The sequence below is a fragment of the Salipiger aestuarii genome, assembly GCF_003259905.1.
Lineage (GTDB): Bacteria > Pseudomonadota > Alphaproteobacteria > Rhodobacterales > Rhodobacteraceae > Salipiger > Salipiger aestuarii.
Genome location: NZ_QLMG01000051.1, coordinates 16,494 through 28,911, shown reverse-complemented (window position 1 = coordinate 28,911; position 12,418 = coordinate 16,494). Strand labels below are relative to the sequence as shown.

The following is a 12,418-nucleotide window of genomic DNA, read 5'->3' as shown; positions in this document are numbered from 1 at the left end:
GGCGAAGGCGAGTGGCACGCCCGCAAGCATGGTGGTGCCAAACGGTGTCTATGGCGGAAGATCCATCTTGGGATTGACGAGAAAACCCTGGAAGTCCGCGCCGTCCACTGCCCGGCTGGCGATTTGCATGGCAAATCTGCCGAGAGGGGAGATTACCGGGACCCCATCGGTGATGCGCCGATCCTGCCCGATCTGCTCAGCCAGATCCCGGCGGACGAGGCGATCGGCAGCGTCACCGCAGACGGCGCCCATGATACCCGCAAATCCGTCATGGCCCGGGACTTTGATAGGCAAGTTGCGGAAATCCAAATCCGCGTCGCCGTGCTCAACCGCTACACCGCGCTTGGCATACCTGTCACCGAGGCCGTAGGATAAGTCCGATCGGGGAAAGGGGAACTCCGCCCTTCAACCGATTTGGGCAACAAAGCCCCGCGGATCACCACATCACAGCACTTTGCCCGGATTCAGGATGCCGGTGGGGTCAAGCGTGTCTTTCAATTGGCGCAATACCGATAATTCGGCCTCGCTGCGCGAATACGACAGCCAGGGTTTCTTGTGCAGCCCGATGCCGTGCTCGGCCGAGATAGACCCGCCAAAACTACGGGTTACATCATAAACGCAAGCCTCGACTTGCCTTCCGTCGGGGTCGTCGGCGGGGGTCGGGCCGACCAAAATATGCAGGTTGCTGTCGCCGATATGACCGAAATAGAGATTGGCCAATCCCGGAAATTTCTGCGCCAGATCCGCGCGAATACGTTCAACGCAGTCACCGATCTGCGATTGCGGCACCGAGATATCAAAATTGATCATCGGTGAAAACGATCTTTGCAGTTCTGCAACATTATCACGCAGCGCCCAGAAATCTAACACATCGCTTTGCGACTGAGCCAGCAGCACATCCAAAGCCCAGCCGCTTTCCATCGCCCGTTCCAACATGGCCTGAAAAGCCGGGGCCTCGGCATCCGGATCGGCCCCCTGCATGTCGATCAGCGCATATAGCGGAAACTCAGCACCAAGCGGTGCGCGAACCCCGCCTATCGTTGTCACAGAACGATAATAATCGTTCCACAGCACCTCAAAAGCGCTAACACGGCCGGACAGCGCAGTTTGGGCATGGCGCAACAGCTTTAGCGCGGCGTCAAACCCAGACAGCGCGATCAACGCGGTATTGGCCCCTCCTACCCCCGGATGCAGGCGCAGCACGGCGCGGGTGATAATACCCAACCTGCCCTCAGAGCCAATAAACAGGTGTTTCAGGTCAAGAGCGGCGTTATTCTTGGGCATTTTGTTCATCATCGGCAAAATGGTTCCGTCCGCCAATACCACCTCTAGGCCCAGCACCAAATCGCGAGTCATGCCATAGCGGATCACCCGGTTTCCCCCGGCATTAGTGGCGATATTGCCGCCAATCTGGCAAGAGCCGCGCGCCCCAAGGTCGAGTCCGAACATCAGCCCGTTTTCAGCCGCCGCCTCTTGTATCACCTGCAACGGAGTTCCCGCGCCGACGGTCATCAGTCCCGCGGCGTCGTTCAATTCTTCGACGCCGGCGATATTGCGGAGCGACAGAAGAACCGCACCGGTGCTGGGCACAGCCCCACCAGCCAACCCGGTCATGCCGCCCTGTGGCACGACGGGCTGGCCATGGGCATGGCACAAAGCCATCACTGCAGATACCTGTGCGGTCGTGCGCGGCTGCACCAACGCCAGCGGGACACCGCCCCGTTCGTCGCTCCAGTCGCGCAGGGCCGTGGCCGGGATGTCAGCGCCAATCTGCAAATCCTGTGGGTCCACAACCTCCCGCAACATGGTCACAAAGGCGTCATTCTCAGTTTGGATTTGCATTTTGCTCGCCTCTTTTCCCGCCGGTTATTCTGCGGCATCAAGCAGGCCGCGTTCACGGGCCATGGTCATGGCGGTATCCTGAATCATGTCTTCCTGACCGCCGATCATCTTTTGTCTGCCCAACTCGATCAGAATATCCCGCGCCGGGACGCCGAACCGCGCCGAGGCGCGTTTCGCAGGTAGCAAAAAGGTCGAATAGACCCCGGCAAAGCCCAACGTCAAAGATTCGCGGTCGACCCGCACGACATGATCCATCAACGGCACGATGATTTCCTCGGCCATATCCATCAGGGCAAATGTATCTACGCCCGATACGATACCCATACGGTCGCAAACCGCCGCCAGAACCTCTAGCGGGGCGTTGCCCGCTCCGGCACCAAGCCCGGCAACCGACGCGTCAATCCGGCTGGCACCAGCGGCGATGGCAGCAATCGAATTGGCAACGCCAAGACCAAGGTTGTGATGGCCGTGAAACCCGATTTCGGTCTCTGGATTCAACGCGTCACGCAAGCGGGTGATGGCGTCGGTCACGTCATCGGTCAGCATATATCCGGCGCTATCCGTCACATAGATGGTCTGCGCGCCGTAGCTTTCCATCAGCTTGCCCTGTTCAACCAACCCAGCGGCATCGTTCAGATGCGCCATCATCAAAAAGCCGGTGGTATCCATCCCCAGCTTGCGGGCGTGGGCGATATGCTGGGGAGAAGTGTCTGCCTCGGTGCTGTGGGTGGCGACATGGACACTGCGCGCACCGGCGGCATAGGCCTCGTCCAGTTCATGCATGGTGCCGAGGCCAGGGATCAGCAGAACTGAAACCGTGGCTTGTGTCATCTTTTCGGCCACTGCCGAGATATATTCGGCGTTGGAGGCAAGGGCCCTGCCGTGCTGGATCGAATTGCCACCCAGACCGGCCCCGTGGGTCACCTGCAGCATCGGCACATTGGCGCGGTCCAGCGCGGTGGCGATCTCGACCATCTGTTCAACGCTGATCTGTTCGCGCTTGGCATGCATGCCGTCGCGCAAACACATGTCATGAAACGTGACCTTGCGGCCTTCCAGTTTACTTTTTGCCATTATGCGGCCTCCACCGGTTTCAGCGTCAACTTGCCCGCCAGAATTTCGCTGGCGAACATTTCAGCCGTGCGGGTTGCGGCGGCGGTCATAATGTCCAGATTGCCCGCGTAAGTGGGCAAGTAGTCGCCAAGCCCGGCGACCTCCATAAAGACCGATACCAGATTGTCTTCGAAGATAGGGCCGTTCACCAACCGGTAGCCGGGCACGTATTTTTGCACCTCGGTGATCATCGCCAGCAGCGATGCGGTGATAGCCGCTTGATCAGGCGTATCATCAGTTTCGCAATAGATCGTGTTGCGCATGATCATCGGCGGCTCAGCCGGGTTGATCACCGCCAGTGCCTTGCCGTTGCGCGCGCCGCCAACCTTCACCAATGCGTTCGATGTCGTATAAGTGAATTCGTCGAGGTTCGCACGGGTCCCCTGCCCCACCGATTTTGACGCAAGGCCGGCAATGATTTCGGCGTAGGCCACCGGCTGCACCGATGATACGGCGTTGACGATCGGAATCGTTGCCTGACCCGCGCAAGAAATCATGTTGACGTTCATCTCGAGCTTTTCGGCATGTTCGCGCAGATTGACCGGCGGCACACAAAGCGGGCCAATCGCCGCCGGCGTGAGGTCAATCATCATCACCCCAAGCGCGTTCAGCTTGCGGCTGTTTTCAGCATGGACATAGGCGCTTGTCGCGTCAAAGGCGATCTGGATGTCGTCTGCCTCGACATGCGCAAGCAACCCATCGACGCCGTCGGCGGTGGTCTTCAGACCCATGTCACGGGCCCGTTTCAGGCCCTCGGATTCGGCGTCTATGCCGACCATCCAGACCGGCTCAAGAACCTCGCTGCGGCGGATCTTGTAAATCAGATCGGTGCCGATATTGCCCGACCCGATGAGGGCGCATTTGATCTTTTTCAATGTCTGTCTCCTGTTATGTCGGGTTGCCGCCCTAGCCTGCTACCCAAGTGGGCAGCGCCAGCGAAAGCGCGGGTAGGTATGTGATAAGGGCCAGCGTCACCAGCATCACCAGAACAAAGGGCAACGCCCCGCGCATCAGTTGTTCCAGGGGCACGTTGCCAACCTTTGACCCGATGAACAGGTTCATCCCCAAAGGCGGCGTGACCATGCCGATGCCCAGATTAACGATCATCACGATGCCGAAATGGGTCGGGTCAATGCCCATCGCGATGGCCACGGGCAACAGGATCGGGGTCAGGATGATGATCGCCGCCAGCGTTTCCATAAAGGTGCCAACCACCAGCAACAGCAGGTTGACCAGCATCAGCAGTGCCAGCGGCGAGCTGACCAGATCAACCATCGCCTCGGCCAAGAGCACCGGGATGCGTTCAATCGTCAGCACCCGGCCAAAAATCGTCGCGGCGCCGACGATCAGCATCACCGACCCGGTGGTTAGCGCCGATTGGGCAAACACCCGATAGAGATCAATCAGGCGCAGTTCACGGTAGACGAACAGCCCCACGATCAACCCGTAAATGACCCCTATGGCGGCGGCCTCGGTCGGTGTGAAAATACCGCCGTATATGCCCCCCAAAATGATCACCGGCACGATCAGCGCCCATTTGGCATCCCAGACGACCGCCCATGCTTCGCCCGGTGTATAGCGGGTAGCATCCGCGCCAACGCCTTCGCGCCGCGCCTGTATCCAGGCATACATCATCAGCGCCAGACCGATGATCAGCCCCGGTATGATACCTGCCAAAAACATTCCGGTGACCGATACATTGGCCGACGCGGCATAGATCACCATCGGAATGCTGGGCGGAATGATCACCCCCAGACTGCCAGCCGAGGCAACAAGGCTGGTGGAAAACACAGGCCGATAACCATCCTTGGCCATCGCTGGCAGCAGGATACTGCCAACGGCCGCGACCGTCGCCGGACCCGAACCGGAAATCGCGCCAAAGAACATGCAGGTGGCCACGGCAATGATCGCCAGCCCGGCATTGTAACGTCCGAACAGCACCTTACCGACGTTCAGTAGACGTGACGACAGGCCACCCTGGCTCATCAGGTCGCCGGCCAGAATGAAAAACGGCACCGCCATCAGCGGAAAGGAATCAATCGACGTGACCAACCCTTGCGGAATGAAGCTGCTTGAGACCTTGCCGCTGGTGAACAGAACCACGCTTGACGCGACGCCAAGCGAAATGGCGATGGGCACCCCCAGCACCAGCAATATGGCGAAAATACCGAAAAGCAGGGCAGAAATCATTGTAGACCCTCTGTTTTAAGGGCCGACAGCTCGATCAGGATACGTTGCGCCAGCCGGAACAGAACCAGCGCGAAGCCAACCACCGGGGCCAGATACACATACCCCATGAGCAGCCCAAGAGACGAAGACCGCTGACCAAAGCCGAACAGTTTCTCCACCAGAGCGATGCCTTCGTACACCACCAGGAACGCAAATCCCGCAAAGATCAGATGTGACAGGATCCGCGCCATGACGATCCCGCGTGGCGGCAGCATCGTGACAAAAGCCGTCGTCGAGATATGCACGTCCTTTTTGACCGCATAGCTGACCGAAATATAGGCCATCCAGATAAAGCAATAGCGCGCCAGTTCCTCGGACCAGGACAGCGAGGCCTGCATGACATAGCGCATGAAAATTTGCCCGCCAATCAGCGCCGTCATAATGGCCATCAAAGCAACCAGAATGACCTCTTCAAAGTGATCGTCGATCAATTTCATAAACGGCCTCACTGAACCGAAAACGCATGCAGCGTCCGTGCATTTCATGTGCAAGTTGGGAAGGTTTGGTCAGGAGATCGCGGCAGACGTGCAAAACACATGCCGCGATCAAGCTTTCAAGGCACTGCGGCCTTAGTTGGATCCCGCGCGAACGATCCGGTCAACCAGATCGGCCCCGGCCTTTTCTTTTACGATATCATAGACCGGCCCCATCTTGGAGGAGAACGCAGCCAGTTCCTCGGCGGTCAGGTCGCTGATCATGACGTTGGGCATGTCGGCAATAGCCAGATCGTCTGCCTTTGTTGTCATTGCGCGCTGTTCCGGTGTGACTTCGCGGATTATGTCCTTGAGCGTTGCCAGATCCTCGGGCGACAGCTGTGCTGCGGCATCCGGGTTCATCAGCAGAACCAGCGGCGAATAGATGTGGTTCGTGCGGGAAATATAGTGCTGAACCTCGTTGAACTTCATCGAATGGAACAGGTTGATCGGGCCTTCCATCGCGTCGAACGTGCCCTGCTGCAACGCGGTGAACAGTTCGCCAAAGGACAGCGGTGCCGGGTTTGCACCAACAGCGCGCCAGGCGGCGATATGCACCTCATTTTCCATGGTCCGCATCTTCAAGCCGGCGAGATCGTCAAGCGTGCGCACTTCGTGCTTGTCATTGGTCAGCTGACGAAAGCCGTTTTCCCAATAGCCCAGCCCCAGAACGCCGACCTGCGACAACCCGGCCAGCATTTCCTGACCAATTTCACCATCAAGCACGCGATATACGGCTTCGCGATCCTTGAACAGGAACGGCATGTCCATAACGTAAAACGACGAGCTGAAAGCGGCCAAAGGTGCCGACGACACAAAGGCCATGTCAACATTGCCAAGCTGGATGCTTTCGATCAGCTCGCGCTCTCCACCAAGCTGCGAGTTTGGAAAAATTTCAATACCGACACGACCTTCGGTCCGCTTGCGCAGCTCGGCGTCAACCTGCTCCATTGCGACGTGGCCCGGTGTCGTTGTGGACGCGGCGTGGCCCATTTTCAGGATTGTGTCCGGTTCGGCCACAGCCATCGTACCAAGCAAGGCGGCACTCAGGGCAATCGCACCGGCGGTGGCTTTGGATGAAAATACAGAAAGTTGCTTCAGTCGCATTGGATATCCTCCCTAGGGTCGACGAAAGAACGGGACGAATATCGGCAGCAACACTAAACCCGGCCTCCCGCCCTGTAAGGAGATACAGGCTTTCGCAAAAATTTGTCAACTAATGAAATGATCTCTCACTATGTGAGAACGCCCGCGCTCTTGGGCAAGCATATCATTTTCAGCGCAAGCCCAATTCGGCCGAGATTGCAAAGGCGGTTGCCTGTACGAGGGGGATCAATTCCTGCATTCGGGCCGGCGGCATATACTGAACCGTGCTAGTGACACTGATCGCGGCCACGATTTGTGCGCTTGCATCGCGAACCGGCGCCCCAACGCAGCGAAGCTCTGGTTCGCTATCTCCCAGATCAAAGGTATATTGATCACGCGAAAAGTTCAGAACCTGCTGAACCCATTCTTCCGCCGTCTGTGAAGGCATCAGGCTGTCCTTCCCCCGGAGAGCCATGGCATCCAGTTGATCTTTGGTCCAGTCCAACACAAGCGCCTTGCCCACACCGGTAGAAACTACGGGCATCAGCCCGCCAATCCGCGACCGGATTTCGACAGGGCGGCGGCTGGGTATCTTTTCCAGATAGATAACGTGCTGACCTTCGAGCCGCGCCAGATGTACGGTATCAGATGTGGCCGCAGCAAGGTTCTCAAGATGTGGCCGGGCGACCTTCACCAGTTCGATTTGCCGGTGGGCCAGAAAACCCGCCTCAATGATCTTGACCCCAAGAGCCAGCTTGTTGTCCGGAACCTGCCTGAGATATCCGCGCTCGACCAATACTGAAATGATCCGGTGCGCCGTGCTGTAGGTTATCGCGGTCTGGGATGCGATTTCAGATATGGATTTGGCGGAATCCATGACGCACTCGACAATGTCCAGGCCGCGCACCAGTGTCTGGCTTTTTACAGGTTTCTCACCTTGGGGTGTTTTTCCGGTCATCCAAAGCATCCTGCCTTTTTTGCGAACTGGACTTGTCACGGTCGCGTTCCGGTCTGTCAACTCACTTACGCAGCCTTTCGTTCGAAGACCAAGGGGCTTTTGCCGCCTAGGTGTTTAGTCCCGGCATCTGGTGGATCGGATTCAGGATGAATCTGTCTGGCTCGGAAGTCGAGATCTTGCAGATGTATTCGTAGGGCGTGAGGCCGCCGAGTGTCTTGAGCCTGCGTGCGAAGTTGCAGGCTGCCATGCAGTCGGCGAGGGGCGTGCACAGTTGGTCGTGGCTGTCGTAATGGTATCGCTTCACCGTCGCTTCCTTGATCGTTCGGTTCATCCGCTCGACCTGGCCATTGGTCCATGGATGGTTTGGCTTGGTCAGCCGGTGCTCGATCCCATTCGCCTTGCAGATCATGTCGAAGCGCATGTGCTGCGAATATGCTGTGTTTCGGTTGCGAGGCTGCTCGGCGAACTGGGTGCCCTTATCGGTCAGGATCGTATGAATGCGATAGGGGACGGCCTTGAGCAGCCGTTCGAGGACCTCCCACGCTGTCTTGCGATCCGCCTTATCCACGCGTTGCGTGACTACAAATTTGCTGGTCCGGTCCATGCCCACAAAGAGAAAGAGCTTGCCCTCCACAGTCTGAACTTCGGCGATATCGATATGAAAGAACCCGATGGGGTAGCGCTTGAAGCGCTGCCGCTTTGGTTTGTCCCCCTCGACGTCCGGCAGGCGCGAGATGCCGTGCCGCTGAAGGCCAGATGGAGCGCCGACCGTGTCAGATGCGGAATAGATGGCTGAAGGGCATAGAGACAGTCATCGAGTGGCAGCAGCGTGTGGCGCCGGAAAGCGACAATCACGGCGTCCTCCTCGACGCTGAGAACTGTCGAATGCGCTTCCTTCGGACCCATCCGCACGTCCTCAACCGTCTGACGCTTGCGCCACTTGGCGACGGTCTTGACGTTGATGCCCAACTCCCGGCTCAGCGCCGCGTTCGAAGCTTGCGCTTCTCATCGTTGTGCTGCGCAAACGACTGCCAGCCAATGGATCGCTGTATTGCTGCTGGTCGTGTCGCGAAAGCTGTGGAATTTCCCTGGCGGCGTGCTCCGGGCATGTGAATGTTCGGTTTCTCAGGCGGCTAGGTCAAGGGGCATTGGCTCGATCGGCTGAGACAGGGTTTCCCAGCCATCAACCTTGCGCATCTGGATCTGAACGCGTCGATCGCCACAGCGCACGCGCGTCTCGCAGATCTCTCTGAGGGCTGATACGCCCCTGTCCGGCAACGGGGCCGTTCCAGACGTCGCAGCCGGCGTCGACGATGGGCTCGGTGGTCTGAAAGAGATGCAGCGACAGAAAGCGCGCGCGCAGGCAGGGCCAACCCTTGTTGCCAACCGTGCGTCATCTTCGGCCCAAAGCGCCAGCGAGGACGAGCGCGACGCGCAGCTGCTTCCAGCAGCGCCTCGCTCAAAGGCCGAGATAGGCCTCGCGCACCTGATCGTTGTGCATCAGCTCTTTTCCGCTGCCGCTAAGTACGATGCGACCGTTCTCCATGACGTAGGCTTGCGAGGCGAGTTCCAGCGCAATATGCGCGTTCTGCTCCACCAGCAGGACCTCGACACCGTTGTGCGAAATCGTCTCGATGATATCGCAAATGGTATCGACGACGGCCGGGGCAAGACCGATCGTCGGCTCGTCGAGCAGCACAAGGCGAGGCGAGGCCATCAACGCACGACCGACGGCCAGCATCTGCTGCTGCCCACCGCTGAGGGCGCTTGCAGGCGCGCTCAGCCGGTCCCGCAAGGCGGGAAAGTGTCCGAGCACCGTCTCGAGATCCGCCGCGATCGCCGACCGGTCGGTGCGGCTATAGGCGCCGGTCATCAGGTTATCGCGCACGCTCATCTGACCGAAAAGGCGGCGTCCCTCGGGAACCAGCGTAACGCCGGCCTGCACCATCTCTGCCGGCGTCCGCCCGCCAACGTCCTGGCCAAAGAGGTGCACGCTTCCGCGGTCGGGGACGAGCAATCCGGCGATTGCCTTCATCAGCGTCGTCTTGCCGGCGCCGTTGGAGCCAACGATCGTGGTGATAGCACCGCGCTCGATACCGAGCGAGACATCCTGCAAGGCCGGCACGCCGTGGTAGCTGACGCACAGCCCGTCGACGGATAGAATTGTTGTGTCTGCAGTCATCGTCCGCGCCCCAGATAAGCCTCAATCACCGCCTCATCCCGACTGACCGTTTCCGGCGGGCCCTCGGCGAGAAGACGACCGTAGTTGAGCACGATCACACGGTCGCAGGCGCGCATGACGGCTCGCATGTTGTGCTCGACAAGCAGGATGGACAGGCCGTGCGTCGTGCGTAGTTTCTCGAAAAGTTCTAGCGCGGTACTGACCTCGGCGCCCTGCAGCCCGGTAAGCGGCTCGTCGAGGCACAGGATTTGCGGCTCAGCGGCGAGGGCGATCGCAATGCTCAACATCCGCTGCAGGCCATGCGGCAGATTGCCGGCGGTTGTCTGCAGATGGTCGGCAAGACCGGTCATCGATGCAACCTCGCGGACCTTTTCCATGCGCTTCTCGTGCGCACGCCGTTGGTGATAGGTTCCGATGAGGATGTTGTCGACAACGCTCATTTCGCTAAGAAGGCTATCGTGCTGAAACGTGCGCACGAGGCCAAGACGGCTTATCGTCTTGGCGCTCGCGCCGGTTACGTCGCGCCCCTTCACAAAGAGGCGTCCGCCGCTTGGGCGCAGAAAGCCGCTGATCAGGTTGAAGGTTGTACTCTTGCCAGCGCCGTTCGGGCCGATAAGGCCCAGGATCTCGCCTTCGCGCAGTTCGAAGCTAAAGCCGCTGACGGCTGTCAGCCCACCGAAGCGTCGCTCCAGATTCTCGGCGCGCAGGATCACCGGCGCGTTCATCGTGCGCTCCGGGTGACAAGACCCCGCGCGCGCGCGGCCAGACCGACCAGCCCGCCCGGAAAGACAAGCAGAGTGACCACGATAACCGCGCCGTAGAAGATGTTCTCCCAGGCAGAGATACCGGCGACCCACTGCCCCACGAGGGTCAGCAATGCCGCCCCGAGGACCGGCCCCAAGGCGTGCCCCTCGCCGCCGATCTTGACGTAGGCGAGTGCGAGGATGGCGACGAAAAAGGTGAAGTCGGACGGCGCGATGACGTTGTTCGCATAGGCGTGGAGCCCGCCGGCCAGCCCGACCGCCGATCCCGCGATAACGACGCACAGGACCTTCAGGAAGACAACGTTCAGACCGACCGAACGGGGAATCGCGTCGTTGTTCTCGATCGCCTTGAACAGGCGACCGAGATCGCTGCGTTCGACGCCGTACAGCGCAAAGAGCGTTGCGGCAAGAAGCGCGACGGCGAGTGCGGGATAGTAGGCCTCAATCGCCATCGGGGGAAACATGCCGACAAGGCCGGAATTGCCCCCGATTGCGTTGGTTTGCGTATACACTAGGCGGACGACCTCTGTGACAGCAAAGGAGACCAGCAGGAAGTACGGACCCTTGGTGCGCAGCGTGACCCAGCCGAACAGCGCGCTGAGCGCGCCCGCCACCAGCGGCGCGAGCAGGAGCGTCAACCAGAACGGCCAGCCCAAGAGAACAGCCGTGATCGCCGTCGTGTACGCGCCGATGCCAAAGAAGGCGGCGGTGGCGATATTGAGTTCGCCGATCTGCAGCACGAAACGCAGGGCCGAGGCGAGCACGGCGTTTGTCAGCACCCAGACGACGAGCGATGTATAGTAAGCGTTCGTCGCCAGCAGCGCGAACAGCACGGAAGCAATAGCAAAAGCTACGCAGATCCAGACGCCGGGAAGTCTATTCCACATTTCCGAGAATTCCTTGAGGACGAACGAGCAGGAAGGCTATGACCAGAATGAACGTGGCCAGAGTCGCGGTTGACGGGTCGAAGAAATACCCGCCCACACTCTCGATTAGTGCGATGAAGAGGCCGCCGATTATGGCGCCGGGGACAGAGCCGAGGCCGCCAATGATAATGATGATGAACGCCTTGATCAGAAATTCATCGCCGCTGACCGGAGTCACCGCATTGATCGGAGCCATCAGAACGCCCGCACAGGCGGCCAGCGCGGCGCCGATCAGGAAACCGTAAAGTGCGACGCGCTTGAACGGCATGCCCTGCAGCATCGCCGCCTCCTGGTCCATCGCCACGGCGCGCAGGGCAAGCCCGAGCCGGGTGCGTTCGATGAGAAGATAGAGCCCGCCCGTCACGACGGCGGCGACAATCACCAGCGCCAAGCGCTGTGCCGTGAGAGCGGCGCCAAAGATGCTGACGGTGCCGGGCAGGACCTGCGGCACGGTACGTGGAGCGCCGCCGTAGATCGCAAGGTAGGCCCCGTTGAGTATGAGAAGCAGTCCGATTGACAGGATGAAGGAGCCGTTGAGATCCTTCAGCACGTGCTGGAAGCCGATACCGTAGACAAGCGCGCCGAGACAGAGGACGACAACGATCGCCACGATGGCCGCCAGAAGGTAGCCTGCCCAAAGCGGCGCCCCAAGCTCGACGGTGGCAAAGGGCACCACTGACGTCACGATCAGGGCCGCAGCGGTAAAAAAGCCGCCATGAGCGAAATTCACGATTTTCATCACCCCGAAGATCAGCGTCAGCCCGAGGGCGAACAGCACATAGACCGCGCCGATCTGCAGAGTATTGGCAAGCAGTTGGACAAACAGTTCCATTTCACCTCATCCG

At 59.5% G+C, this 12,418-nt stretch carries 11 protein-coding genes and 2 pseudogenes; 1 reads left to right on the top strand and 12 read right to left on the bottom strand.

Annotated elements, in window-relative coordinates; translation table 11 throughout:
- Positions 1–375: pseudogene (locus tag ATI53_RS19230) on the top strand (hypothetical protein); the annotation flags it as partial.
- Positions 376–444: 69 nt separating this feature from the next.
- On the opposite strand, the gene ATI53_RS19225 reads toward ATI53_RS19230, so the two are convergent.
- From ATI53_RS19225 to ATI53_RS19170, 12 genes and pseudogenes are all read right to left on the bottom strand, one after another.
- The gene (locus ATI53_RS19225; RefSeq protein WP_111551127.1) at positions 445–1,842 is read right to left on the bottom strand and encodes an FAD-binding oxidoreductase; all 1,398 of its coding nucleotides are present in this window, start codon (positions 1,840–1,842) and stop codon (positions 445–447) included.
- A gap of 24 nt (positions 1,843–1,866) precedes the next feature.
- Entirely contained in the window at positions 1,867–2,916 is a 1,050-nt protein-coding gene (dmpG, locus tag ATI53_RS19220; RefSeq protein ID WP_205912192.1) for a 4-hydroxy-2-oxovalerate aldolase, read from the bottom strand.
- Positions 2,916–3,830: an acetaldehyde dehydrogenase (acetylating) gene (locus tag ATI53_RS19215; RefSeq protein WP_111551125.1), complete on the bottom strand. Its 915-nt coding sequence runs from the start codon at positions 3,828–3,830 to the stop codon at positions 2,916–2,918. Before ATI53_RS19215 ends, dmpG begins: the two co-directional genes overlap by 1 nt.
- 31 nt (positions 3,831–3,861) lie before the next feature.
- Positions 3,862–5,145: a TRAP transporter large permease gene (locus ATI53_RS19210; RefSeq protein ID WP_009507330.1), complete on the bottom strand. Its 1,284-nt coding sequence runs from the start codon at positions 5,143–5,145 to the stop codon at positions 3,862–3,864.
- A complete protein-coding gene (locus tag ATI53_RS19205; RefSeq protein WP_009507331.1) occupies positions 5,142–5,621 on the bottom strand; it encodes a TRAP transporter small permease in 480 nt (159 codons plus the stop codon). The genes ATI53_RS19210 and ATI53_RS19205 overlap by 4 nt, the downstream gene beginning before the upstream one ends.
- Before the next feature lie 132 nt (positions 5,622–5,753).
- On the bottom strand, positions 5,754–6,764 hold the full coding sequence (locus ATI53_RS19200) for a TRAP transporter substrate-binding protein (protein ID WP_009507332.1): 1,011 nt from the start codon (positions 6,762–6,764) through the stop codon (positions 5,754–5,756).
- 169 nt (positions 6,765–6,933) lie between these two features.
- Complete coding sequence (locus ATI53_RS19195) at positions 6,934–7,701, bottom strand: IclR family transcriptional regulator (RefSeq protein WP_009507333.1); 768 nt, start codon at positions 7,699–7,701, stop codon at positions 6,934–6,936.
- A gap of 106 nt (positions 7,702–7,807) precedes the next feature.
- A pseudogene (locus ATI53_RS19190) lies at positions 7,808–8,703 on the bottom strand (IS481 family transposase); the annotation flags it as partial.
- 457 nt (positions 8,704–9,160) lie between these two features.
- Positions 9,161–9,883 carry an ABC transporter ATP-binding protein gene (locus ATI53_RS19185; RefSeq protein ID WP_009507235.1) on the bottom strand — a complete coding sequence of 241 codons (723 nt, stop codon included), beginning with the start codon at positions 9,881–9,883 and terminating at the stop codon, positions 9,161–9,163.
- On the bottom strand, positions 9,880–10,608 hold the full coding sequence (locus ATI53_RS19180) for an ABC transporter ATP-binding protein (RefSeq protein WP_111551123.1): 729 nt from the start codon (positions 10,606–10,608) through the stop codon (positions 9,880–9,882). Before ATI53_RS19180 ends, ATI53_RS19185 begins: the two co-directional genes overlap by 4 nt.
- Positions 10,605–11,534, bottom strand: coding sequence for a branched-chain amino acid ABC transporter permease (locus ATI53_RS19175; RefSeq protein WP_111551122.1), 930 nt, complete (start codon positions 11,532–11,534; stop codon positions 10,605–10,607). Before ATI53_RS19175 ends, ATI53_RS19180 begins: the two co-directional genes overlap by 4 nt.
- Positions 11,524–12,405: a branched-chain amino acid ABC transporter permease gene (locus tag ATI53_RS19170; RefSeq protein ID WP_009507232.1), complete on the bottom strand. Its 882-nt coding sequence runs from the start codon at positions 12,403–12,405 to the stop codon at positions 11,524–11,526. The genes ATI53_RS19175 and ATI53_RS19170 overlap by 11 nt, the downstream gene beginning before the upstream one ends.
- Positions 12,406–12,418 lie beyond the last annotated feature (13 nt).

Coding starts and splice junctions, on each gene's coding strand:
- ATI53_RS19225 (WP_111551127.1), bottom strand. CDS start 1,842: ATGCAAATCCAAACTGAGAATGACGCCTTTGTGACCATGTTGCGGGAG.
- dmpG (WP_205912192.1), bottom strand. CDS start 2,916: ATGGCAAAAAGTAAACTGGAAGGCCGCAAGGTCACGTTTCATGACATG.
- ATI53_RS19210 (WP_009507330.1), bottom strand. CDS start 5,145: ATGATTTCTGCCCTGCTTTTCGGTATTTTCGCCATATTGCTGGTGCTG.
- ATI53_RS19205 (WP_009507331.1), bottom strand. CDS start 5,621: ATGAAATTGATCGACGATCACTTTGAAGAGGTCATTCTGGTTGCTTTG.
- ATI53_RS19200 (WP_009507332.1), bottom strand. CDS start 6,764: ATGCGACTGAAGCAACTTTCTGTATTTTCATCCAAAGCCACCGCCGGT.
- ATI53_RS19195 (WP_009507333.1), bottom strand. CDS start 7,701: ATGACCGGAAAAACACCCCAAGGTGAGAAACCTGTAAAAAGCCAGACA.
- ATI53_RS19185 (WP_009507235.1), bottom strand. CDS start 9,883: ATGACTGCAGACACAACAATTCTATCCGTCGACGGGCTGTGCGTCAGC.
- ATI53_RS19180 (WP_111551123.1), bottom strand. CDS start 10,608: ATGAACGCGCCGGTGATCCTGCGCGCCGAGAATCTGGAGCGACGCTTC.
- ATI53_RS19175 (WP_111551122.1), bottom strand. CDS start 11,534: ATGTGGAATAGACTTCCCGGCGTCTGGATCTGCGTAGCTTTTGCTATT.
- ATI53_RS19170 (WP_009507232.1), bottom strand. CDS start 12,405: ATGGAACTGTTTGTCCAACTGCTTGCCAATACTCTGCAGATCGGCGCG.